20 protein-coding genes and 1 pseudogene are annotated in these 21646 nt (G+C 59.5%); 10 read left to right on the top strand and 11 right to left on the bottom strand.

Going from position 1 to position 21646, the window contains the following annotated elements; translation table 11 throughout:
* Positions 1-54 precede the first annotated feature (54 nt).
* The 7 genes from VDP61_RS15340 to dusB all read right to left on the bottom strand — a co-directional run bounded on the left by VDP61_RS15340 (position 55) and on the right by dusB (position 10204).
* Positions 55-1572, bottom strand: a complete 1518-nt coding sequence (locus VDP61_RS15340) for a TrkH family potassium uptake protein (protein ID WP_323007774.1) — start codon at positions 1570-1572, stop codon at positions 55-57.
* Between the two features lie 9 nt (positions 1573-1581).
* Positions 1582-2958, bottom strand: a complete 1377-nt coding sequence (gene trkA / locus VDP61_RS15335; RefSeq protein ID WP_323007737.1) for a Trk system potassium transporter TrkA — start codon at positions 2956-2958, stop codon at positions 1582-1584.
* A 75-nt stretch (positions 2959-3033) separates the two neighbouring features.
* Positions 3034-4449, bottom strand: coding sequence for a sigma-54 dependent transcriptional regulator (locus VDP61_RS15330; protein WP_323007736.1), 1416 nt, complete (start codon positions 4447-4449; stop codon positions 3034-3036).
* Positions 4446-6689, bottom strand: a complete 2244-nt coding sequence (locus tag VDP61_RS15325; RefSeq protein ID WP_323007735.1) for a PAS domain-containing sensor histidine kinase — start codon at positions 6687-6689, stop codon at positions 4446-4448. The genes VDP61_RS15330 and VDP61_RS15325 overlap by 4 nt, the downstream gene beginning before the upstream one ends.
* A gap of 84 nt (positions 6690-6773) precedes the next feature.
* On the bottom strand, positions 6774-8138 hold the full coding sequence (locus tag VDP61_RS15320) for a response regulator (RefSeq protein WP_323007734.1): 1365 nt from the start codon (positions 8136-8138) through the stop codon (positions 6774-6776).
* 3 nt (positions 8139-8141) lie between these two features.
* A complete protein-coding gene (locus tag VDP61_RS15315) occupies positions 8142-9233 on the bottom strand; it encodes a two-component system sensor histidine kinase NtrB (protein WP_323007733.1) in 1092 nt (363 codons plus the stop codon).
* Complete coding sequence (gene dusB / locus VDP61_RS15310; RefSeq protein WP_416236546.1) at positions 9230-10204, bottom strand: tRNA dihydrouridine synthase DusB; 975 nt, start codon at positions 10202-10204, stop codon at positions 9230-9232. The genes VDP61_RS15315 and dusB overlap by 4 nt, the downstream gene beginning before the upstream one ends.
* Before the next feature lie 195 nt (positions 10205-10399).
* On the opposite strand from dusB, the gene ispD reads away from it, so the two are divergent.
* Genes ispD through VDP61_RS15290 form a run of 4 tightly spaced genes read left to right on the top strand, consistent with a single transcriptional unit; the run spans position 10400 to position 12533 of the window.
* On the top strand, positions 10400-11083 hold the full coding sequence (ispD, locus tag VDP61_RS15305) for a 2-C-methyl-D-erythritol 4-phosphate cytidylyltransferase (RefSeq protein WP_323007732.1): 684 nt from the start codon (positions 10400-10402) through the stop codon (positions 11081-11083).
* Positions 11084-11563, top strand: a complete 480-nt coding sequence (ispF, locus tag VDP61_RS15300; RefSeq protein WP_323007731.1) for a 2-C-methyl-D-erythritol 2,4-cyclodiphosphate synthase — start codon at positions 11084-11086, stop codon at positions 11561-11563.
* Positions 11560-12057, top strand: a complete 498-nt coding sequence (locus VDP61_RS15295) for a phosphatidylglycerophosphatase A (protein WP_323007730.1) — start codon at positions 11560-11562, stop codon at positions 12055-12057. Before ispF ends, VDP61_RS15295 begins: the two co-directional genes overlap by 4 nt.
* Positions 12054-12533: a nicotinamide-nucleotide amidohydrolase family protein gene (locus VDP61_RS15290; protein ID WP_323007729.1), complete on the top strand. Its 480-nt coding sequence runs from the start codon at positions 12054-12056 to the stop codon at positions 12531-12533. Before VDP61_RS15295 ends, VDP61_RS15290 begins: the two co-directional genes overlap by 4 nt.
* Here the strand turns inward: VDP61_RS15290 and VDP61_RS15285 are convergent.
* The gene (locus VDP61_RS15285) at positions 12525-12977 is read right to left on the bottom strand and encodes a type II toxin-antitoxin system RatA family toxin (protein ID WP_323007728.1); all 453 of its coding nucleotides are present in this window, start codon (positions 12975-12977) and stop codon (positions 12525-12527) included. The two genes, VDP61_RS15290 and VDP61_RS15285, sit on opposite strands and share 9 nt — an antisense overlap.
* Before the next feature lie 78 nt (positions 12978-13055).
* Here VDP61_RS15285 and hpt point away from each other — a divergent pair, with 78 nt between their 5' ends.
* The 4 genes from hpt to VDP61_RS15265 all read left to right on the top strand — a co-directional run bounded on the left by hpt (position 13056) and on the right by VDP61_RS15265 (position 15255).
* On the top strand, positions 13056-13601 hold the full coding sequence (gene hpt / locus VDP61_RS15280; RefSeq protein ID WP_323007727.1) for a hypoxanthine phosphoribosyltransferase: 546 nt from the start codon (positions 13056-13058) through the stop codon (positions 13599-13601).
* A 27-nt stretch (positions 13602-13628) separates the two neighbouring features.
* Positions 13629-14093 (top strand): mismatch-specific DNA-glycosylase, encoded by a 465-nt coding sequence (locus tag VDP61_RS15275; RefSeq protein WP_323007726.1) that lies wholly within the window; start codon positions 13629-13631, stop codon positions 14091-14093.
* The gene (locus VDP61_RS15270) at positions 14090-14278 is read left to right on the top strand and encodes a hypothetical protein (protein ID WP_323007725.1); all 189 of its coding nucleotides are present in this window, start codon (positions 14090-14092) and stop codon (positions 14276-14278) included. Before VDP61_RS15275 ends, VDP61_RS15270 begins: the two co-directional genes overlap by 4 nt.
* Before the next feature lie 83 nt (positions 14279-14361).
* On the top strand, positions 14362-15255 hold the full coding sequence (locus tag VDP61_RS15265) for a cytochrome c (RefSeq protein WP_323007724.1): 894 nt from the start codon (positions 14362-14364) through the stop codon (positions 15253-15255).
* Positions 15256-15349: 94 nt separating this feature from the next.
* On the opposite strand, the gene lipA is transcribed toward VDP61_RS15265, so the two are convergent.
* Positions 15350-16297 carry a lipoyl synthase gene (lipA, locus tag VDP61_RS15260; RefSeq protein ID WP_323007723.1) on the bottom strand — a complete coding sequence of 316 codons (948 nt, stop codon included), beginning with the start codon at positions 16295-16297 and terminating at the stop codon, positions 15350-15352.
* Positions 16298-16527: 230 nt separating this feature from the next.
* Positions 16528-17670 (bottom strand): annotated as a pseudogene (locus VDP61_RS15255) (DUF6456 domain-containing protein).
* A gap of 218 nt (positions 17671-17888) precedes the next feature.
* On the opposite strand from VDP61_RS15255, the gene VDP61_RS15250 reads away from it, so the two are divergent.
* On the top strand, positions 17889-18179 hold the full coding sequence (locus tag VDP61_RS15250; RefSeq protein ID WP_323007722.1) for a DUF6477 family protein: 291 nt from the start codon (positions 17889-17891) through the stop codon (positions 18177-18179).
* A gap of 57 nt (positions 18180-18236) precedes the next feature.
* Here the strand turns inward: VDP61_RS15250 and VDP61_RS15245 are convergent, their stop codons facing one another.
* On the bottom strand, positions 18237-19778 hold the full coding sequence (locus tag VDP61_RS15245) for a trimethylamine methyltransferase family protein (RefSeq protein ID WP_323007721.1): 1542 nt from the start codon (positions 19776-19778) through the stop codon (positions 18237-18239).
* Between the two features lie 252 nt (positions 19779-20030).
* On the opposite strand from VDP61_RS15245, the gene guaA reads away from it, so the two are divergent.
* Complete coding sequence (guaA, locus tag VDP61_RS15240) at positions 20031-21587, top strand: glutamine-hydrolyzing GMP synthase (RefSeq protein WP_323007720.1); 1557 nt, start codon at positions 20031-20033, stop codon at positions 21585-21587.
* Positions 21588-21646: the final 59 nt, after the last annotated feature.

Genomic DNA, 21646 nt, shown 5'->3' with positions numbered 1-21646 from the left:
TGCGAGTTGCCAGCCCAAAAACAGCGCAATTCATGTCACCGATTGCAGATCGTCTTACCTGCGCCACACTCCGGGCGACAAAAGCGCAAGAATCGCCAGAATTTCCACCCGGCCCACCACCATCGCCCCGCCCAATATCAGCTTTTCCGAAAGGGACAGCTCGATCATCCGCAGCGGCACCTCGGATGCCATCACCGCCAACGGGCCGGTGGTGGTCACCGCCGCCACCGTCAGCACCAGGCTTTGCTCAAACCCCAGCCCGCGCAATGACAGCGCGGCAACCACGATGGCAAAGGTCATGGCATAGAGCATGAAAAAAATCCAGGCGACATAGGCACCGCCCTGGCGCAACTGACGCTCGCTATCGCCGCCACCACCGATAGAGGTGGGATGAACCAGCCGTTCCATCTCGCGCTCGCCGTGGCGCGCCAATGCATAGACGCGCAGCAGCTTCAGCCCGCCCGCAGTCGTCGCAACACCGCCGCCCATCATGGCAAGCCCCACCAGCACCAGCCCCGGGCTATTAAGGCCGGACCATTGCCGCGCATCTTGCCAATCCGCACTTTCAAACCCTGTCGTCGTCAGGAATGACATTGTGGTAAACAGCCCGCCCCACAACGCGTTAAACGCGGCCCGAAAGTTCAAGACATCATCGGCGGCAAAGGCCCCCAGCCAATGCCGCAAAAACAGCAAGCCCGGCACCAAGATCAGAAAAAATGCGGCCAGCCTGACCTCGTGATCGTCAAAGATCGGGCGGTTTCTGTCGGTCAACACCGCGCCGGGCATGCTGCGCCGGGTCAGGGCAAGGGACATGAACACGAACACCAGCACCTCGGATAAAAGCCCGCCAGCGGCGGTGCTCATCGGTTGCCCGTTGGTAATGCCGCTGGTCGAAAGTGTTGAAAGCGCGTAACAAAACGCCGTCATTCCGGTTTCTCCGGCCATCAACAACAACACCCACAGCACCAGCGTCAGCCCAAAATATGCCGGGAACAATGTGATCGAATGGCGGATCATCCGGTCAGCGGGACCCGCCGCATGGGTGATCTGCGCCGCGCCTTTGGCACCTCGGCCCGGCACCCGGCCCGAAAGCACCTCAACCCCGCCAAGATTCAGCGGGGCCAGGATCGCCACCGCCGACATCAGCACGAAAAAGCCGCCCAGCCAGCCAACCAGCGCCCGCCACAAATGCAGCGACGGCGACAAGCGCGCAGGCGTATCATATTGCGTGACCCCGGTTGTGGTGAAAGACGACACCATTTCAAACCACGCATTGGTGAAGGTGGTATCTTTCACCGCCTGATCAAAGGGGATCGCAAACAGGATCGGCAACCAGATATAGGCCCCCACCAACGCTGCCAACTGGCTGCGCGCCACCAATCGGGGCCGAAAGTTTGAAGTCGCAATCCCGACCAGCACCGACAGCAAGAAAAACATGATCGCGCCGTAGAAAAAAGGCCGCGCGACCACAAAATTTGAAAAGGCCGCAGCATGGGCGGCAGGCAACAGCATCGCCAAAGAACCGACCCCCGAAAGGACGACAAGCAGCGGTAATTCAAGGATGCGCCGCATCATATCGGTTCAGAAAAAATCGACGGAGACTTGCAACAGACGCTCCACCTCTGGCACATCCTTGGCCATGCAAAACAGCGCAATCACATCGCCCTCTTCCATGCGCAGATCGCCAGTCGGTTTGAACACCTTGTCGCCCTTCATCACCGCACCGACCAGCACACCTTCGGGGAACTCTGTGTCGCGGATCAGCTTGCCCGCCAGCGGTGACGTCGACAAAACCTGCGCCTCGATCATTTCCGCCTCGGCGTCGCCAATCGAATAGATCGCGCGCACGCGCCCGTGCCGGATATGGCGCAGAATAGAAGAAACGGTCGTTGCCCGCGGATTGATGAAAGCGTCGATATCAAGCGCCGCCATCAAAGGTACCAAGGTCGGGTCATTGACCAAGGCAATCGCCATGTGGCACCCCGCCTGTTTGGCGCGCACGGCCACCAGCAGATTGGTTTTATCGTCATCAGTAACGGCAAGGACGGCATCGGCGCGGTCGATCCCGGCCTCCAGCAAGACATCCATATCCATGCCATCGCCGTTCAAAACAATCGTTCGCTCCAGCCCGTCTGCTGCCTTTTCGGCGCGGGGGCGGCTTTTCTCGATGATCTTGGCGCGCATCCGTTCGGTCCGCGCCTCAAGGGCGCGCGCGACCGCAAGGCCCACATTCCCACCGCCAACAATCACGATACGTTCTTGTTTTCGTGTGGTTTTACCAAAAATCTCCAACGTGCGGTTCAGGTCTTCGGTATGAGAAAACACATAAATCCGGTCGCCAGCAAAAAGCTGGTCCCCCGCGTTGGGGGCAAACAGCCGCTCATCGCGGCGCACACCGACAACGATGGCGCGCAGGGTGGAAAACAGTTCCGACAATTGCCGCAAGGACGTGTTCAGCACCGGGCAATCACTATCCAGCACGATGCCCAGTAGCTGGGCCTTGCCACCCATAAAGCTTTCCGTGTCAAAGGTGGCGGGGGCGGCAAGCCGCTGCAAGGCCGCCTCGGCGACTTCTTTTTCCGGGCTGATCACCACGTCAATCGGCATGTGGTCGCGGCGGTAAAGATCGGCGTAAATCGCATCCAGATAGCTTTGCGCCCGCAAGCGTGCGATTTTGCGGGGAATGGAAAACACCGAATGCGCGACCTGACAGGTGACCATATTCACCTCATCCGAATGGGTCGCGGCGATGATCATATCCGCATCGCGCGCCCCTGCCCGTGCCAGAACATCGGGGTAGCTGGCAAAGCCGACAATGCCCTGCACATCCAGCGTATCGGTGGCCCTGCGCACCAGATCGGCGTTGAAATCAACGACTGTCACATCGTTGTTTTCCCCCGAAAGGTGGCGCGCGATCTGCCAGCCCACCTGCCCCGCACCGCAGATGATAACTTTCATGGGCCTGTTCTCCGTGGTCGCGGCATTTGTGCCCCTGTCTGGCAGAACTGGCCGGAATGGTCAATCTGGGCTGGATCAATCGTCCTCATCCTCGGCGCTTTCCTCCAGCCGGGCCATACGGGCGCCCGACTTGCTGGTGGTGACCACGCCCAGTGATTTCAGCTTGCGGTGCAAGGCGCTGCGCTCCATCCCGACAAAACTGGCGGTGCGGCTGATATTGCCGCCGAAACGGTTGATCTGGGTCAGCAGATATTCCTTTTCAAACAGCTCGCGCGCCTCGCGCAGCGGCAAGGTTGCCAGCGCCCCGCCCAGCACCAGACGACCATCCTGACGGCTTGCAGGCTCATTTCCCGGCAGTTCCTTTACATCGACAACACCTGCGCCATCGCCCAAAATCAAGACCCGCTCGATCACATTGCGAAGCTGGCGCACGTTGCCCGGCCATTGCATGGTTTGCAGCATCGCCTCGGCGTCGGGCGTCAGGCGGCGCATCGGCAGGCCCTGGGTTCGGTGGAACATATCAATGAAATAGCTGGTCAGTTCGGGAATATCCTCGCGCCTGTCCTCGAGGCTTGGCACCGCAATCGGCACCACGTTCAGGCGGTCAAACAATTCCTGCCGAAACCGGCCAGCGGCAATTTCAGCCTGCAAATTCCGGGTGGTAGACGAAATGACGCGCAGGTCGACGCGCACCTTGTCCACGCCGCCAACGCGGGTGAACTGCTGATCCACCAGCACCCGCAAGATTTTGGTCTGGGTGCCAAGGGGCATTTCTGCCACCTCGTCAAAATAGACCACGCCGCCATGCGCCTGCTCCAGCAAACCCTGCTCGATCCCACGTTCCGCTGTTTCACGGCCAAACAGAACCTCTTCCATACGTTCCGGTTCAATCGTCGCCGAGGTCACAGTGACAAAGGGGGCTGAAGCCCGGTTGGAATTGCTGTGGATAAAGCGTGCTGCCAGCTCTTTTCCTGCGCCGGCGGGCCCTGTCAACATCACCCGACCATTCGACTTTGTAACCTTTTCCAGCTGTGATTTCAGTGTTTTATACGCTGTACTTGATCCAATCATGTCAGAAGATGCCACATCACGGCGCCGTAAATCGGTATTTTCACGCCGCAACCGGCTGGTTTCCATGGCCCGGCTGACGACCACCATGAGCTGGTCGATATTAAAGGGCTTTTCAATGAAATCATACGCCCCCTGCTTGATCGCTGCGACCGCAATTTCAATATTGCCATGGCCGGAAATGATCACCACAGGCACATCCGGATTGTCGCGTTTCACGGTTTTCAGAATGTCGATCCCATCCATCTGGCTGTCTTTCAGCCAGATATCGAGGATCATCAGCGAGGGCGCCTCGGCCGCGATCTCGGCCATGCAATCATCTGAATTTCCAGCCAAACGGACGGCAAAGCCTTCATCTTTCAAGATATCGCCGATCAACTCACGGATATCGCGTTCGTCATCGACAATCAGAATACTGCTCATATTTCCCCCTCGGCCTTGCGGCCCGCGTTTCTTGCCCGAAGCCGTGGCAGGCTGATTTCAGCAACAGCCCCGGAATGGGTGTTTCCCTCGAATTGTTCCGCATCCAAAAGCGCCAGCGTACCGCCATGCTCTTCGATGATTTTCTTCACGATCGGCAGGCCAAGGCCGGTGCCTTTTTCGCGCGTGGTCACATAGGGTTCAAACAGCCGGGCCCTGTCGGGCGGCAGGCCAACCCCATTGTCGGCAATATGGATCACAACATGGTCGGCCTGTGCCGCAAGCGCAATCCGAATTTCGGGCACAAACCCAATGCTGGAATTTTTTTCCATATATGTTTCAGTAGCTTCGCTGCCATTCTTAATCAAGTTTATCAACGCTTGTGAAATCATGGTCGCGTCCAGATCCATCAAGATCGGGCCTTCGGCAATATCAGTCACAAACTGCACATTTGGGTGACCGGCCTCTTGCAGCATCACCGCATCCTTGAGGATTCTGGTAATATCTTCCTCTCGGCGCACCGGTTCGGGCATGCGGGCAAATTTGGAAAATTCATCAACAATGCGCCGCAAGTCATTGGTTTGACGAATAATAACATCCGCATACTGGTTCAGGTCAGTCGCTTGATCGCCCAGCAGGGGGCCGAATTTGCGCTTGATCCGCTCGGCAGAAAGCTGAATGGGCGTCAGCGGGTTCTTGATTTCATGGGCGATACGGCGGGCGACATCGCCCCAGGCCGCCATGCGCTGCGCCGACACCAGGTCGGTCACATCGTCAAAGGCCACCACATAGCCTTCCAATGCCCCGGTATCCGAGCGCCGAACGCTCATACGCACCAGCAGGCTTTCCATCCGCCCCTTGCGGGTCACGCGAAGCTCTTCTTGAACCGATACACCAAGTCCTTCGCGTACCTTGCGGAAAAGAGGGTCAAATTCCGGAACAAGCGTGAAAATACTATGGCCATGGCCACCGCCTTGCATATCCAGCAAACGCTCAGCGGCCCGGTTCACGAAATCCACCCGGCCATCGGCATCAAGCCCGATCACCCCCGCCGTAACCGAGGACAATACGGAATCAAACAACCGCCTGCGGCCTTCGGTCTTGACGTTGCTTTCCACCAAAGCGTCACGCTGGCCTTTCAGTTGCCGCGTCATCTGGTTGAACATGCGCCCCATCATGGCAATCTCGTCATCGCCCTCTTCCTCGGGAATCTGGACGTTCAAATCACCGCTGCCAACCTTTTGGGCTGCCCCCGCCAGCCGTCCGATCGGCCGCGAAAGGCGTTCCGCCAGCCACAAGCCCAACCAGATCGCCGCCAGAATCAGAATCAGGGCAAAGCCCAGATACAGCAGCCCAAATTCAAACAACAGCTTTCCCCGTTCCGTTTCAAGCTGTTGATACAACGCCACGGTTTCGCGGGTTTCATCCAGAAGGCTCAGGATATTCCCATCCACCTCGCGCGAGACATACAAGAAGCGGTCAACATAGGCGGTCAGAAAAATCAACGCTCGCAACTCGTTGTTCGGCCAATCCTCAATCAGCACGATCTCGCCATCGCGGGCGCGCGTGATTTGGTCCTCGGTCAGGGGTTCGAAATCAAACAGATACGACCGCTCTCCTCGGGTCTTGAGCTGGCCAGCGCCATCAATCAGATACGCCTCTTTCAATCCGCGCTGAATCACGGCCTGGCCCTGGGTTAGCAAGGGACGCAGTTGATCATCGGCCAGGAAAAACGTGCTTTGCTTGGCGACGTTCAAATAGGCTGCAAGGCTTTCCACGTCTTCGTTCAAATCGCGGCGATGCTCGCCATCATAGGCCTGCGCGGCGGCCAGTGAATTGCCGACAACCGCGCGCACACGCTCGGAAAACCATCCCTCCAGCCCCACGTTGAAAGTGATCGTGGCAAAAACCGCCACCAGAACGGTTGGCGTCAGGGCAAGCGCTGCAAATATCCCCGACATGCGCAGATGCAGCCGCGACCCTGCCGATTGGCTGCGGCGGTCCGAAATCATCCGCGACACCCGCGCCAGCACCAGCGAGGCAACCACCAGCACATAGACCAGATCCGCCAGCAAGATCAGCCGCAGAAACAGCGATGTCGCCCCCTGGTCAAAGGGGCCAAGCGCCATGAAGGTTGCAAAAGCCAACACTGGCCCCAAGGTGACCAGAACAAAGGTCATGATGGTCTGAAACCGCCGTTGCCGGCGCAGACGCGATAGCCGCAGCCAGGTGTTGCTTCGCATCACTGCCGACAAATCCGATACCCCCAGCGCTGTTTCAAGATGGGTTTTCAGGGTGTTCCCAAAGCCACGCTTGCTGTGGCAGTTTTACATCAACTTGCGCCGCCGTGTCACGCGAATTTCCAGCTCTGCGATCTTTTTACGCAAAGTATTGCGGTTGATGCCCAGTAAATCGGCACATTTAGCCTGATTTCCGGCTGTTGCGTCCAAAGCGATTTCGATCAGAGGCGCCTCGAATTCGCGCAAGATGCGGGCGTAAACCCCAGGTGGCGGCAACACCCCGCCATGCAGATCAAAATACCGCTGCAAATGCCGTGCGACTGCGGCCGAAAGTTTTTCACCGTCATGGCCCGCGCGCTGCGGCTCCACCGCAGGCTGATTGCGGAGCATCATTTCAATCTCGGACCTAGCGATTTCGGGCTCTGCCGAAGTTGCCAACAACCGCCGCACCGCATTTTCCAACTGCCGCACATTCCCCGGCCAAGAATAGGCGCGCACGATCTCACTGGCTGGGCCTGACAATTTGCGGTGCACCCCCATGTCGCGCGCGCCCCGCGTCAGGAAATGCTCGGCCAAAAGCGCAATATCCTCTACCCGTTCGCGCAAAGAGGGGACCTGAATAACCACCCCGCCCAAACGGTAATACAGATCCGGGCGAAAGGTTCCGGCCTCCATCGCCTGGGTCAGATCGGATTGCGACGTGGCGATGACCCGCGGCGCGCTTTCGGCCAGACCGTCCAGCATCCGCACCACCCGTGCCTGCGTCTCATCGTCGAAATCCGCAATCTCATCGAAGATCAGGCTGCCACCTTTGGCGCGGACCAACAGGGCAGATGGCGCCTCGCCCTCGGTCAGGTCCGACGCGCGCACCACCACAAACGGCTGGCTGCGGCGATCCGAAAAATCGTGGATGGCACGGGCAATCAGCGATTTTCCGGTGCCGGATTCGCCCGTGATCAGCACCGCAAGATCGGCATTCATCACCCGCGCGACCAAGCGATACAGCGATTGCATCACGGCGGTCCGGCCCACCAAAGGCAAGTCATCGCCCACGCTGCGCGGCGGCGTGGCCGGCTGTGGCATGCGGCGCTTCAGCGCCAATGCGCGGGCTGCGCGCTTCATCAGATCAGGCAGATCAAACGGCTTTGGCAAATAATCATAGGCCGCCGCCTCTGCCGCCTGAATCGCTGTCATGATATTATTTTGCGCCGAGATGATGATTACCGGCAGGCCGGGGCGCAGTTTGGCAATCAGGGGCAGCGCGGCAAGCCCATTACCATCCGGCATCATCACATCGGAAATCACCAGATCGCCTTTGCCTTCTTCGACCCAGCGCATCAGCGTCGTCAGGCTGGAGGTGGCATGCACCTTGCAGCCCGCGCGGGTCAGCGCCTGGGTCAGAACCGTGCGGATCGTGCGATCATCATCGGCGACAAGAACGGTGCCATCCATGGCCTAAACTCCTGCAATATTCTTGGCAGCCAAAGGCAAGGATACCCGGAACACGGTACGGCCCGGAACAGACTCTGCCGCGACCCAGCCTTCATGATCTGCAATGATTCTGGACACCAGCGCCAGCCCCAGCCCGGTGCCGTTTTCACGCCCCGAGACAAAGGGTTCAAAGACATTATCGGCAATGCCCGGCGGCAATCCGGGGCCATCGTCGATAATTTCCACCTGCAATGCCAGCGGGTTGCCAGACCCATCTTTGTGCCGCAGCCGCAAAGACAGGTCATAAAAGGTACGCAGCCGGATGGTGCCGCCTGCCGGGCCCAAAGCCTCGGCGGCATTTTTGATCAGGTTCAAGAACACCTGCATCAACTGATCGGAATCGGCATAGGTGTTTGGCAATGAAGGGTCGTAATCCTCGATGATCACCATATGCCTTGCAAAGCCCACCAAGGCCGAACGGCGCGCGCGGTCCAGCGCGTCATGCAGGTTGACCGATTGCCGTTGCGGGGCGCGCAGGTTTCCGAACTGCTCGACCTGCTCCAGCAGTTTTACTATCCGCCGGGTTTCCTCGACGATCAGGTCAGACAGCTCCCGGTCCTCGGCTGACAGGTTCATCGCCAGAAGTTGCGCCGCACCCGAAATCCCTGCCAGCGGATTTTCGATTTCATGCGCCAGCATTTCCGCCATCCCGATCGCCGATCTGGCCGCAGCCTTTCCGGCAGATGAACGCCCCAGCCGGTCTGTGATGTCGCGCGGTGAAATCAGCACCATGGACAAGTCACGCTCGTCGCGCAGCGGCGCGATCTGGATCTGGCATTGCACCGGCGCGCGTTCGCCGGTGGTAAGCTCGACATCATTGATCACGACGGCAGCTTGATTGATCCGCACCCGTGCCATTGCCTCTTCCATTGGTGCGTCGATATGCAACCGCTCCAACAAGGCCTGGCCTTTCAGGTGGCGCGCCGACAGGTTCAGGAACAGCTCTGCCGCCGGGTTCATCGCGGCCACCACACCTTCGGCATCTATCAGCAACGCCGGCAGTGGCAAGCACGCCCAAAACGCCCCCGGTTCTGGCCCCCCGTCTGCGGTGATCATGCGGCCACCTGTTGTGCATCGGCAAAAGCCGCATGCAGTTCGGTCACAACCCGCGCGGGGTTGGCCTCGACCATGATCCGGCCTCGCGCCGCACACAGCCCCGCTGTCTCCAGATACCACCCCAGATGCTTGCGCGCGACCTTTACGCCAAGCTCTGCACCGTAAAACCCCAGCATAGCCTCATAATGCCCAACCACGAGATCACCGAAAGCGGCCCCTTGCGGGATGATGGGCGCAGCCGTGCCGAACAGATCGGCGGCAATCACGGCCAGCGCCCAGGGCCGCCCCTGCGCCCCGCGCCCCACCATCACGCCATCGGCCCCCGAGGCGCGCAGCGCAGCCCGCGCCTCGATCGGCCCAAGAATATCGCCATTGGCGATCACGGGAATTGATACGGCCTGTTTCACCCGCGCAATTGCGGCCCAATCAGCGGTGCCTTTGTAAAACTGGCAGCGTGTGCGGCCATGAATGGTGATCATCGCAATGCCCGCGGCTTCTGCCCGTCGGGCAATCTCGGGCGCATTCAGCATGCCCTCATCCCAGCCAAGCCGGGTTTTCAGCGTGACTGGCACCGAAACTGCCGCCACCACCGCCTCTATCAGGCCAAGGGCATGATCGGGGTCTTTCATCAGCGCCGAGCCCGAATAGCCTGTTGTCACCTTTTTGGCCGGGCAGCCCATGTTTATGTCAATGATCTGCGCGCCCTGTGCCTCGACATAGCGCGCGGCCTCGGCCATCCAATAGGCATCGCGCCCGGCCAGTTGTACCGAAGTTGCCTGCTGGTCAAACCCCAGTTCTGCCCGCGCACGCGCCAGTGGGCGGGCTTGCACCACCTCTTGGCTGGCGACCATTTCCGACACCACCAACCCCGCACCAAAGCCCGCAACCAGCCGACGGAATGGCAGGTCGGTGATGCCCGCCAGCGGGGCCAGCAAGACAGGCGGGGTCAGGGTGATAGGGCCGAGTTGCACGCGAAGCAGCCTTGTTATGTCTCTTGCCTGCTGTACCTAGCCCTGTGCCGCAGGAAAGACAAACACTAGCACAGCAGGCGATGATTAAAATGCCAGCACCGCCTAAATTTTAATCATGCCGCTTTGTCGCAGCTCGGATTGCTCTTGCCCCAGACATCCCCTAAACAAAATGCAACAGATCATTGGACCCGCAACATGACCAGCGCCGTCATCATCACCGCCGCAGGGCGTGGCAGCCGCGCCGGAGGGGACGTGCCCAAGCAATGGCAGATGCTTGGGGGCGCCGCCGTTTTGCAGCACACGGTTGCGGCTTTTCGTGCGATTTCCGGTTTTTCCACGATCGTTGTCACCCTTCACCCTGATGATCGCGCCCGTGCCGCCACACTGGGGCCCGGTGTGCACTGCGTCCTTGGCGCAGGCACGCGGGCGCAATCGGTCAAGAACGCCTTGGAAGCCTTGGTGGGCCTGAATATCGAAACCGTCTTTATCCATGACGGCGCGCGGCCTTTCGCGTCGCTTGCCATGATAAATCGGCTGCGTGATGCCTTGCGAACCCACAAGGCCGCCGCCCCGGCTCTTGCGGTCACCGATGCCTTGTGGCGCGGTGAAAGTGGCCGGGTGATGGCGGTGCAAAGCCGCGCCCATCTGTTTCGCGCCCAAACGCCACAGGCCTTTCACTTTGCTGAAATCCTTGCCGCACATCGCAGCCATGCGGGCGATGCCGCCGATGATGTCGAGGTGGCCCGTGCGGCAGGGCTTGAAGTGGCCATTGTTGACGGCGATGAAGAGAATATAAAAATCACCCTGCCCGGTGACTTCTTGCGCGCCGAACGTATATTGGCAGCCCGTCGTCTTGCAGAACCGACAAAGGAACGTTGAATGGATATCAGGCTTGGCAATGGTTTTGACGTGCACGCCTTTTGTGAGGGCGATCACCTTTGGCTTTGTGGTGTAAAGCTGCCCCATAGCCGGGGTCTGTTGGGCCATTCGGACGCTGATGTCGGCATGCATGCCCTGACCGATGCGATTTACGGCGCCTTGGCGGATGGCGATATCGGCCAACATTTCCCGCCCTCGGACCCGCAATGGAAAGGCGCGGCAAGCCATATCTTTCTGGCCCATGCGATAGCCCAGGCCCGCGCGCGCGGCTTCATGCTTGGCAATGCCGATGTGACCCTGATCTGCGAACGCCCAAAAATCGGCCCGCATGCCTTGGCCATGCGGCACGCACTTGCCGATATACTGCAAGTGGGCGTGGACCGCGTCTCGGTCAAGGCCACCACAAGTGAAAAGCTGGGCTTTACCGGCCGCGAAGAAGGCATAGCCGCAATTGCAACAGCCGCATTGGTAAAGCCATGACCCTGAGCCGCGTCGTATCAATCTTCTTTGGCGCAGGCCTGTTGCGCCCTGCCCCCGGCACCTGGGGTTCGGCGGCGGCGCTTGGCGTCGGGCTTATCTTGCACCGGATCGGGCATTTCCCGTTGCTTGCCATTGCGACGGTCGTGGTCACGTTTGTTGGCTTTTGGGCCTGCCGCGCCGAACTTGCCGAAAGGCCCGGTGAGGACCCGTCCGAGATTGTGATTGATGAGGTCGCAGGCATGTGGATCGCCCTGCTGTTCCCGTCTTTCGGCTTTTGGTATATCGGCCTTGCCAGCGATAGTTTTCCCTATCCTGGCTGGCTGGCGGCGTTTTTGCTGTTTCGGCTGTTTGATGTGTGGAAACCGTGGCTTGTGGGCCGTGCCGATGCACGGGGCGATGCCGATGGCGTGATGATTGATGACCTGTGGGCCGGGCTGTTTGCGGGCATCGGCACTGTGGGTGTTGCCATCCTTGCCCATCTGGTGCTGATATGAGCGCCGAAGATCTGGCGGCCAGAATTCTGGCCGCAGCGCGCGCGCGCGGCTTCACCATCGCAACGGCTGAAAGTTGTACGGGTGGCCTTGTGGCCGCAGCCTTAACCGAAATTCCGGGGTCATCCGACGTGTTTGATCGTGGCTTTGTCACCTATTCCAACCCCGCCAAAATCGCGATGCTGGGCGTATCGCCCGAAACCCTTGCCACGGATGGTGCCGTATCCGAGGCGGTGGCGGTGGAAATGGCGGCAGGGGCGCTGCGCCAGGCAGGTGTTGCGCTTGCCGTCTCGATCACGGGCATCGCCGGGCCCGGCGGCTCGGCGCATAAACCCGAGGGCCGCGTCTGTTTTGGCCTTGCGCAGCGCGGCCAGCCCACCCGCACCGAAACCCGAGAGTTTGGGGCGATTGGCCGGGCCAATGTGCGCCGCGCGGCGACCAGCCACGCGCTGCACTTGCTGGCGGCTGCGTTACGCTGACAGGTCGTAAAGCGCGGCTGCGCGGCGTTCAAAGGCCCGCACGATGCGCAGCATCGCGTCATTGAAAACGATCCCGATGATGCTTTGCAAAATCGCGTTCTTGAACTCGAAATCCACCATGAAATCCACCTCGCAGCCGCCCGCCACATCCCGAAACGCCCAGGTGGAGCGCATGTATTTGAACGGCCCGTCCAGATATTCGGTGTCAATCTTGCGCGCCTCGGGCCATAGCGTGACGCGGCTGCCAAAACGTTCGCGAAACACCTTGAAACTGATGACAAGATCAGCCTCCAAAACCTCGCCACCGTCAATCTGCTTGCGAGATCGGATCCGCGCCGCAGAATTCCACGGCAGAAATTTCGGGTAGGATTCGACATCCGCCACCAGCCCATACATCTGATCGGCAGTATACGGCAGTCGTTTGGTCTCAGAATGTCGCGGCATTGTGCTATTGATTTCCGTCTTTGGCGTGACTTGCGTTGTGGTATTGGATAAACAGACCAGAAAAATCAAGGGGCCGCCATGCTAACGAGACCTTATGTCATAGACCAAATGATCTCGGCCAAATCCATCGCGGCCCGGATCGAAGAGCTTGCCCGCGAAATCCGCACGCATTTCGAGGGCACGGACAAGCTGATCGTCGTCGGCCTGCTGCGCGGCTCTTTCGTGTTCATCGCCGATCTGGTGCGCGAGCTGGACCTGCCGGTCGAAGTCGATTTTCTTGAAGCGTCAAGCTATGGCAACAGCACTGTCAGCAGCAAAGAGGTCCGTATTCTGAAGGACTTGCGGGGTGAAATTGCCGGGCGTGATGTCTTGGTGGTCGAAGATATCGTGGATACCGGCTTTACCCTGCATCATGTGTTGCATCTGCTTAAATCGCGCAACCCGGCGCGGATAGAGGTTTGCGCCTTGCTGGACAAACCCAGCCGGCGCGAGGCGGATATCAAAGCGACCTGGACCGGCTTTGAGATTCCCGATGAATTTGTCGTGGGCTATGGAATTGATTTCGCCCAACGCAACCGCAACCTGCCCTATATTGGCAAAGTGCGCTTTACGGATGGCGCTTGATGCTGCCTGACCTGCTAGGCACCGGGGTTGAAGCTGATCTTTTGCGGTACGGCGGCCAGCCGTAAATCGGCGCAGCGCGGGCATTACTATGCCGGCCCCGGCAACCGCTTTTGGCCGCTCTTGGCCGAAACCGGGCTGACGCCGCGTCTTTTCGCCCCCGACGAAGATCACCTTATGCCAAGCCTCGGCCTTGGCCTGACCGATCTGGCCAAAGGTGTTTTCGGCATGGATCGCGACATTCCCGCCGCCGCCTACGCCCCCGCCCGTCTGGCGGCGGTGATCACCGCGCTTGCCCCCGAAACCCTGGCCTTCACCAGCCTGACCGCAGCCAAGATCGCCTTGGGCCACCGCTGTCGCGCCGGCCGCACACAGTCACCGCTTTTTCCTGACCTTGCTATTTGGGTACTGCCCTCGCCTTCGGGGGCCGCGCGTGCCACATTCAGCGCCGCACCCTGGCAGGATCTGGCCAGACATGTCAGGAGGGCCCGATGAACTACCTTTGGTTTTTGCGCCTGTCGAAATGGGCGCGCCATCCGCCCTCACCGGCACGGGTAAAGCTGGTGCTTGGCGTCATCGCGGCCTGTCTTTTGCTGTTTGCCTTTGAATATGTCTTTGGTTGGCCCGATTGGCTTACACCCAACGGAGGCGGCCGCGCCCATCGTTTGCCCCGCCCCTGAGATCTGTCAACCTTGCCTTATGCCGCCCGAACCGGCAAGCTCATCTGCGCCCCTTGCATAATTGCCCAACGACAGGAGCCTTCATGCGCCGCCTTTTTGCCTCTGCCGCCCTCCTTGCTGCCCTTGGCGGGGCCGTATTCTGGGGCGTTACCACCCCCCGCCCGCTTGCCCCTGACCAAACGGCTGGGCTGACCGGGGATGCGGCACAGGGTGAGGCGGTGTTTTGGGCCGCAGGCTGCGCATCATGCCACATGGCCGATGGCGCCAAGGCCGAGGCGGCCTTGGTCCTGTCTGGTGGCCAACAATTCGCCTCGCCCTTCGGGACGTTCCTCGCCCCCAATATCTCACCTGATGTGGAAAACGGTATCGGGGGCTGGTCGCTGGCCAGTTTTGCCACTGCCGTCAGCCGGGGCGTTTCGCCCGGTGGCGCACATTATTACCCCGCATTTCCTTACAACGCCTATAATAAGATGCAGATGCAGGACATCGCTGACCTCAAGGCCTTCATGGACAGGCTGCCGCCCTCGCCTCTGGCCAGTAAACCGCATGAGCTAGGCTTTCCCTTCAACGTCCGCCGCAGCTTGGGCGGCTGGAAATTCCTGTTTGAAAACAAGGCATGGGTGATTGAGGGCGATTTGACCGATCAGGAAATCCGCGGCCGCTATCTGGCCGAAGCGCTGGCACATTGCGGTGAATGTCACACCCCCCGCAACGCGCTTGGCGGGCTGGATCGCAGCAAATGGCTGGCCGGGGCCGCCGACCCTTCGGGCAAAGGCCGCATCCCCAATATCACGCCCGCCAAACTTGACTGGTCGGTGGATGAGATCGCCGAATACCTGACCAGCGGCTTTACCCCGGATTACGATTCGGTTGGTGGCCATATGGTGCATGTGGTGGAAAACATGGCGCGCCTGCCACAGGCTGACCGCGCCGCCATCGCAGCCTATCTCAAGCGCGTGCCAGCGATTGCCGATTGATCCGCTTCATCCTGGTTGACACGCTTTCAGGGGGCGGATTTGGCAAATGCCAAATCCGGTTGGGGGGCAGGCAGCCCCCCTGCCTCGCCAATGTTTACTGTGCCAGTTTTGCAATACGCGCCGCACGCATTTGCGCAAAATCATCGCCTGCATGATAGCTTGATCGCGTCAGGGGCGTGGCGGATACCATCAGGAATCCTTTGCCATAGGCCGCCGTCTCATAGCTCTTGAACTCCTCCGGCGTCACAAAGCGCGCGACCCGGTGATGTTTGGGCGTTGGCTGCAAATACTGGCCGATGGTCAAAAAATCCACATCCGCCGCGCGCATATCATCCATCACCTGCCGCACGCCTTGCGCATCCTCGCCCAAGCCGACCATGATCCCGGATTTGGTGAACATCGCGGAATCCAGCTCTTTTACCCGTTGCAACAGACGCAGCGAATGAAAATACCGCGCGCCGGGGCGCACCGTCGGGTATAGGCCGGGCACGGTTTCAAGGTTGTGGTTGAACACATCCGGCCGCGCCTCGACCACCATTTCCAACGCCCAAGATGGGCATTTCAGGAAATCCGGCGTCAATATCTCTATCGTCGTCTCGGGGCTGCGGTGGCGGATCGCGCGGATCGTTTGGGCAAAATGCTCGGCCCCGCCATCCTCCAGATCGTCCCGATCGACAGAGGTGACAACCACATGCTTCAACCCCAATTGCTGCACCGCATGGGCCACGCGCCCCGGCTCAAACGTATCCAGAGTTTGCGGCTTGCCGGTAGCCACATTGCAAAATGTACAGCCGCGCGTGCAAATCTCGCCCATGATCATCATGGTGGCATGGCCCTGCCCCCAACATTCGCCGACATTCGGGCAGCCTGCCTCTTCGCAAACCGTCGTCAGCTTTTGCTCTTTCAAGATATCACGGGTTTTCTTGTAGCCCGCCGATGTCGGTGCCTTCACTCTGATCCAGTCAGGCTTCTTTGGCTGTGCATTGTCAGCGCGATGCGCCTTTTCGGGGTGACGCTGGTCTGGCAATTTAAGATCACGCAAGATTTTTCCCCTGACAGATGTGTTCTCATACCGATTACGCCCTTTTCAAGCCTGAGACAACCAGTGCCAGCCCTGTTCGCTGCCGCAGCGTCACAAGGCCGCTAGGCGCAGGTGGCTTGGCGTCGTTGCAAAGTGAAGGCGCCCCTCGCGGGTCTGACCATGAAAGTGGCGGTGCAAAACCCAAAAGGCGGGCCAAAGGCCCGCCTTGCGCATTTCAGCCCATCCATTGCCTAGCCAATCAGCGGGCCATGCTTGCCATAGGTTGTGTCATAATGCAGGCGCAATCGTTGCAAGGCAATGCGCAAGACAATCTTGCCCGACCGCGCCGACCAGCCCATTCGCTTTTCCGCAACTTACAGCCCTTCCTGAAAGCAGCAGCAACGCAGCACCATATCGCCCAAGCCCGGCCCCAGATCGCGCAGCGCGCCTGATACCCGGTCGCGTGCATCCCGCGCCCCGCCGCCAGAATTGCCCCCGGCCTTGCTATCGGGTCCATAGCTGCCCCGGTCGCTTGCGGTCAAAAAACGCTCCCAGTTTTGGGTAACGCGCGGCCCCATCTGCGCCAGTTCGAAATCCATCAACAGCTGCTCGGCGGCTGCGACCAATTCAGGCGACAAGAACGGCTTGCCGTCCCGGTCACGCCGCCGGGCCAGAACCTGCACCGGGCTTTCGGCGGAATTATAGCGCACCCGCCGCTCCTCTCCGTCATCAGCGCGGGCGCGATCAACCGCCGCGCGCCCATCCCAGGCACCCGGCTGCATGCCAAAATCAGCAGCCGCCTCAGCCATGCCATTGCCTGCGCTTTGCGTCTCCATCTGCTTCAATGCGGCGCGCCCGGCCTGCGTGATCAAATAGGTTGATACCCGCCCCGGCTTTGGGCAAGTGATCCAGTCTTGCAACGCAAATGCCTGCGCGACCGCCCGGTCAATGACCGCCAGACGCAGCGTGCGCCCATCAGGAAAGCTGCGCAACACCGCCGCCTTTTCCATATCGGCGGCAATCGCAAGCACGGTATCGGCCTCGGCCAGGCGACGCAGGATCTTGTGACCTTCGCGCAATACCGTGGCGTCATCAATCGTCAACCTGTCCTGTCTTATCGGGGCTGTCATGGCGGGGGCGTCCTTCCGGCTGGGGGGGGTACAAGGGGGGAGGTCCTGCACCCGCCCAAGCGCACACAGCGCTTCGTCCACCAGCGGATCATCGCGGCGGCTTTCATAGCGGCGCACCTGACGCATCACGGTTGACGCATGGCAGCCTTCACGCTTTGCCAATTGCCGCAAGGAAACCCCCTGCTCCGTGTGGTCAAGATACAGGCGTACCGCATCCGGCAGCCATGCAGGCAGCGAAAGTTCCGAACTCAGGTTTGATCCCATCACAACGTCCTGTGCGACCCTTTGCGGGCCTTTGGTCCAGCTTTGGACATTTTCAACTCTGGGCAGCATTGGTTACCTGTCCGTTAATATCATCGCTTTTGCCCATAATTGTTTCCAAATCATAAACAATTGCAAAAGCAGCGCTCGCTGAAAACGAAAGCTGCGCAACGCTTGGTTGTGTTGATGCAACATTCCCACACAATTCATCGGAGGCCAAAATGACAGATCTTAGCACACTTCTTGCAAATCTTCGCCGCCCACGGCTGCTTATCCGCGCCGCGCATCATGGTATCCATGATTATCGCCGCGACCGCGATCTGCGCCGACTGATCAATACCACCACACCGCCCAACCCCGAAGCGGCCCTCGCAAGGTTGTTTGATGCCGAGGAACGCACCGAAGAAACCCGGCGCGCTGGCGATGCGGGCTATTCCATCGCCCGCCATGTTGAACTGCTGATTGCGATGATGGCCGAGGCCCGCTTGCTTCGCCCACAGGCCGGTGCCTGACATGCAAAAGGCCCTTCCAGACGGGAAGGGCCTTCAACCGCTCAATCCGGGCGGTGTTCAGATAAACGCGTCCGGCATGGCAGCCTTTTTGCGCGCCACATAATCATCAATCGAATCGCGCACAGCCTCATCCAGTGCCGGGGCCTGATAATCCCCAATCATCTTTTCAACCCGGTTCGCTGCCAGCGTTTCGGTATCACGCGCGCCTTCCTCATACCAGGTTTCAAAGGGCTTGTAGTCGAACAGATCCGACCGCCAGAATGCGGTTTTGAAGTTCTTTTGCGTATGTTCACAGCCCAGAAAATGCCCACCCGGCCCAACCTCGCGCAGCGCATCCATCGCCTGCCCGTTGTCATCTATCATCACGCCCTGCGCCAAGTGGTGCAGCGTACCCAATTGGTCCGCATCCATCACGAATTTTTCGAAACTGGAAACCAACCCGCCTTCCAGCCAACCGCAAGCATGCAGCATGAAATTGACGCCTGACAGCAGCGCCATGTTCAAACTGTTCGCCGTCTCATACGCCGCCTGCGCATCCGGCAGTTTCGACCCACAAAACGCCCCGCCCGACCGATACGGCAGCTTGAGCCGCCGGGCCAATTGCCCCGCGCCATAGGTGATATGCGCGGCCTCGGGCGTGCCGAATGTCGGCGCACCCGAGTTCATATCAATAGAGGTCACAAACGCCCCGAAAATCACCGGCGCTCCGGGCCGCACCAACTGGCTATAGGCAACGCCCGCCAGCACCTCGGCCAACACTTGCGTCAGCGTCCCCGCCACCGTCACCGGGGCCATCGCGCCACCAACGATAAAGGGCGAGATAATCGCCGCCTGCCCCGCCTTTGCATAAATCTCCAACGCGCCCATCATCGTCGAATCAAAGGTAAGCGGGGAATTGATGTTGATAAGGCTGGTCATTACCACATTCTGGTCGACGAAATCGGCCCCAAACAGCAGCTTTGACATTTCCACCGAATCCGCGGCGCGTTCGGGCTCGGTCACCGAGCCCATGAACGGCTTGTCTGACAACACCATATGCGCGCGCAGCATATCCAGATGCCGCTTGTTCACCGGAATATCCGTCGGCTCACAAACCGTGCCGCCTGAATGGTGCAGCCATTTCGACATATAGCCCAGTTTCACGAATTTCTCGAAATCCGCCATCGTGGCATAGCGCCGACCACCGACCCGATCCCGCACAAAGGGGGGGCCATACACCGGCGCCAGCACCAGATTGCGCCCGCCGATCTCGACGTTACGATCCGAATTGCGCGCATGTTGGGTAAATGTCGAAGGCGCTGTGGCGCAAAGCTGCCGCGCAAGCCCGCGCGGAATATGCACACGCTCGCCTTGCACATCTGCCCCGGCAGCCCGCCAACGATCCAACGCAGCGGGGTTATCAACAAAGTTGACGCCGATCTCTTCCAGGACTGTTTCCGCATTGTACTCAATAATCTGCAACGCTTCTTCATTCAGAATCTCGAAATTCGGAATGTTGCGGCTGATATATTTCGCCACATCAAAGCTGACGGCTGTTCGCTCCGCCCGCCGTGCCGATCCGCCACCGCCCCGTGCTCTGCGCCCTGCAACGTCATTCATCGCGAAATCTCCATGATTGCCCGCCAAACTGCGGCTTAATTTCAGACCTTATGCCGCAGCCTTGCCGCCATTCATTCCACATTTCCGTCACTTGCCACTCAAAACCGACAAAACCCGCTACGGTTTCATCATGGCAAAAGCACCCTTGGGGGGAAGATGCCGCCAAAATCCGTACCGTGGCCCCTTCGGCCTCGGCCACAAGCGCGCGTTTGGCCTCTTGCGATTCGACCCATCCCCGCTTATTCCGCTGATATGACACATCACGAACGCCTCCTCATCATCGACTTCGGCTCTCAGGTGACGCAGCTTATTGCGCGGCGCTTGCGCGAATTGAACGTCTATTGCGAAATTCACCCGTTCAACAAGGTGACAGATGCCTTTCTGGCCGCGTTTGCGCCAAAAGCGGTGATCTTGTCGGGCGGCCCGGCTTCGGTCTTTGCCGATGGGGCGCCGATGCCGCCAAAATCGGTGTTTGATCTGGGCGTGCCGATTCTGGGCATCTGTTACGGCCAGCAAGTCATGATGCATTGCCTTGGCGGCAAGGTGGAACGCGGCCATGGCACCGCCGAATTTGGCCGCGCCTTTGTGACGCCAACAGCAGCCAGAACCGATCTGCTGGATGGTTGGTTCACAACCGATCGCGAACAGGTCTGGATGTCACACGGCGATCACGTCTCAAAAATCGCACCGGGGTTTGAGGTGTATGGCACCTCTCCCAACGCGCCCTTTGCGGTTATTGCCGATCTGGACCGCCGCTTTTACGCCGTGCAATTCCACCCCGAGGTGCATCACACCCCGAATGGTGCGCGGTTTTACGAAAACTTTATTCGCATCGCAGGCTTTGCTGGCGATTGGACGATGGGCGCATATCGCGAAGATGCGATTGCCAAAATTCGCGCGCAGGTTGGTGATAAAAAGGTGATCTGCGGATTGTCGGGCGGTGTCGACAGTTCGGTTGCAGCCGTCCTGATCCATGAGGCGATCGGGGATCAACTGACCTGCGTTTTCGTCGATCACGGGCTGTTGCGGTTGAATGAGGCCGATGAGGTCATCAAGATGTTCAGCGAGAATTACAATATTCCGCTGATCCATGCCAACGAATTAGAGCTGTTTCTGGGCAAGCTGGATGGCGTATCCGACCCCGAAACCAAGCGCAAAATCATCGGCGGGTTGTTTATCGACGTCTTCCAGAAATACGCCAACCAGATCGCAGGCGCGGAATTTCTGGCCCAAGGCACGCTTTACCCCGATGTCATCGAATCGGTCAGCTTTTCGGGCGGCCCCTCCGTGACCATAAAATCCCACCACAATGTCGGCGGCCTGCCGGAAAAGATGGGCCTGAAACTGGTTGAACCCCTGCGCGAGCTGTTCAAGGATGAAGTCCGCGCGCTGGGCCGTGAACTTGGCCTGCCCGCGTCCTTCATCGGGCGCCACCCGTTCCCCGGCCCCGGCCTTGCCATCCGCTGCCCCGGCGAAATCACCCGCGAAAAGCTGGAGATTCTGAAAAAAGCCGATGCCGTCTATATTGACCAGATCCGCAAACACGGGCTTTATGATGAGATTTGGCAAGCCTTCGTCGCCATTCTGCCCGTGCGCACCGTGGGCGTGATGGGGGATGCGCGCACCTATGATTTCGCCTGCGCCCTGCGCGCAGTCACCAGCGTTGATGGCATGACCGCCGATTTCTACCCTTTCACCCATGAGTTCCTGGGCGAAACCGCCACGCGGATTATCAATGAAGTTCAAGGGATTAACCGGGTAACTTACGACATTACATCAAAACCCCCCGGCACCATTGAGTGGGAGTGACTTCCCACTCGCCCAAGGGGGCGGGTAAAATCGGCCCATTGGACCGATTTCAGGAAACA

It is taken from the genome of Pseudorhodobacter sp. (genome assembly GCF_034675685.1).
Classification (GTDB): Bacteria; Pseudomonadota; Alphaproteobacteria; order Rhodobacterales; family Rhodobacteraceae; genus Pseudorhodobacter.
Note: the sequence above shows the minus strand (reverse complement) of the source record. Positions and strands in the feature narration are given on the sequence as shown.

Excerpts from the sequence above, each read along its gene's own strand:
- hpt (WP_323007727.1), top strand. The coding sequence starts at position 13,056 with ATGCTAACGAGACCTTATGTCATAGACCAAATGATCTCGGCCAAATCC.
- VDP61_RS15330 (WP_323007736.1), bottom strand. The coding sequence starts at position 4,449 with ATGAGCAGTATTCTGATTGTCGATGACGAACGCGATATCCGTGAGTTG.
- VDP61_RS15325 (WP_323007735.1), bottom strand. The coding sequence starts at position 6,689 with ATGCGAAGCAACACCTGGCTGCGGCTATCGCGTCTGCGCCGGCAACGG.
- VDP61_RS15265 (WP_323007724.1), top strand. The coding sequence starts at position 14,362 with ATGCGCCGCCTTTTTGCCTCTGCCGCCCTCCTTGCTGCCCTTGGCGGG.
- ispD (WP_323007732.1), top strand. The coding sequence starts at position 10,400 with ATGACCAGCGCCGTCATCATCACCGCCGCAGGGCGTGGCAGCCGCGCC.
- guaA (WP_323007720.1), top strand. The coding sequence starts at position 20,031 with ATGACACATCACGAACGCCTCCTCATCATCGACTTCGGCTCTCAGGTG.
- trkA (WP_323007737.1), bottom strand. The coding sequence starts at position 2,958 with ATGAAAGTTATCATCTGCGGTGCGGGGCAGGTGGGCTGGCAGATCGCG.
- VDP61_RS15340 (WP_323007774.1), bottom strand. The coding sequence starts at position 1,572 with ATGCGGCGCATCCTTGAATTACCGCTGCTTGTCGTCCTTTCGGGGGTC.
- ispF (WP_323007731.1), top strand. The coding sequence starts at position 11,084 with ATGGATATCAGGCTTGGCAATGGTTTTGACGTGCACGCCTTTTGTGAG.
- VDP61_RS15245 (WP_323007721.1), bottom strand. The coding sequence starts at position 19,778 with ATGAATGACGTTGCAGGGCGCAGAGCACGGGGCGGTGGCGGATCGGCA.
- VDP61_RS15315 (WP_323007733.1), bottom strand. The coding sequence starts at position 9,233 with ATGATCACCGCAGACGGGGGGCCAGAACCGGGGGCGTTTTGGGCGTGC.
- VDP61_RS15295 (WP_323007730.1), top strand. The coding sequence starts at position 11,560 with ATGACCCTGAGCCGCGTCGTATCAATCTTCTTTGGCGCAGGCCTGTTG.
- VDP61_RS15250 (WP_323007722.1), top strand. The coding sequence starts at position 17,889 with ATGACAGATCTTAGCACACTTCTTGCAAATCTTCGCCGCCCACGGCTG.
- VDP61_RS15270 (WP_323007725.1), top strand. The coding sequence starts at position 14,090 with ATGAACTACCTTTGGTTTTTGCGCCTGTCGAAATGGGCGCGCCATCCG.
- VDP61_RS15290 (WP_323007729.1), top strand. The coding sequence starts at position 12,054 with ATGAGCGCCGAAGATCTGGCGGCCAGAATTCTGGCCGCAGCGCGCGCG.
- VDP61_RS15320 (WP_323007734.1), bottom strand. The coding sequence starts at position 8,138 with ATGGATGGCACCGTTCTTGTCGCCGATGATGATCGCACGATCCGCACG.
- VDP61_RS15285 (WP_323007728.1), bottom strand. The coding sequence starts at position 12,977 with ATGCCGCGACATTCTGAGACCAAACGACTGCCGTATACTGCCGATCAG.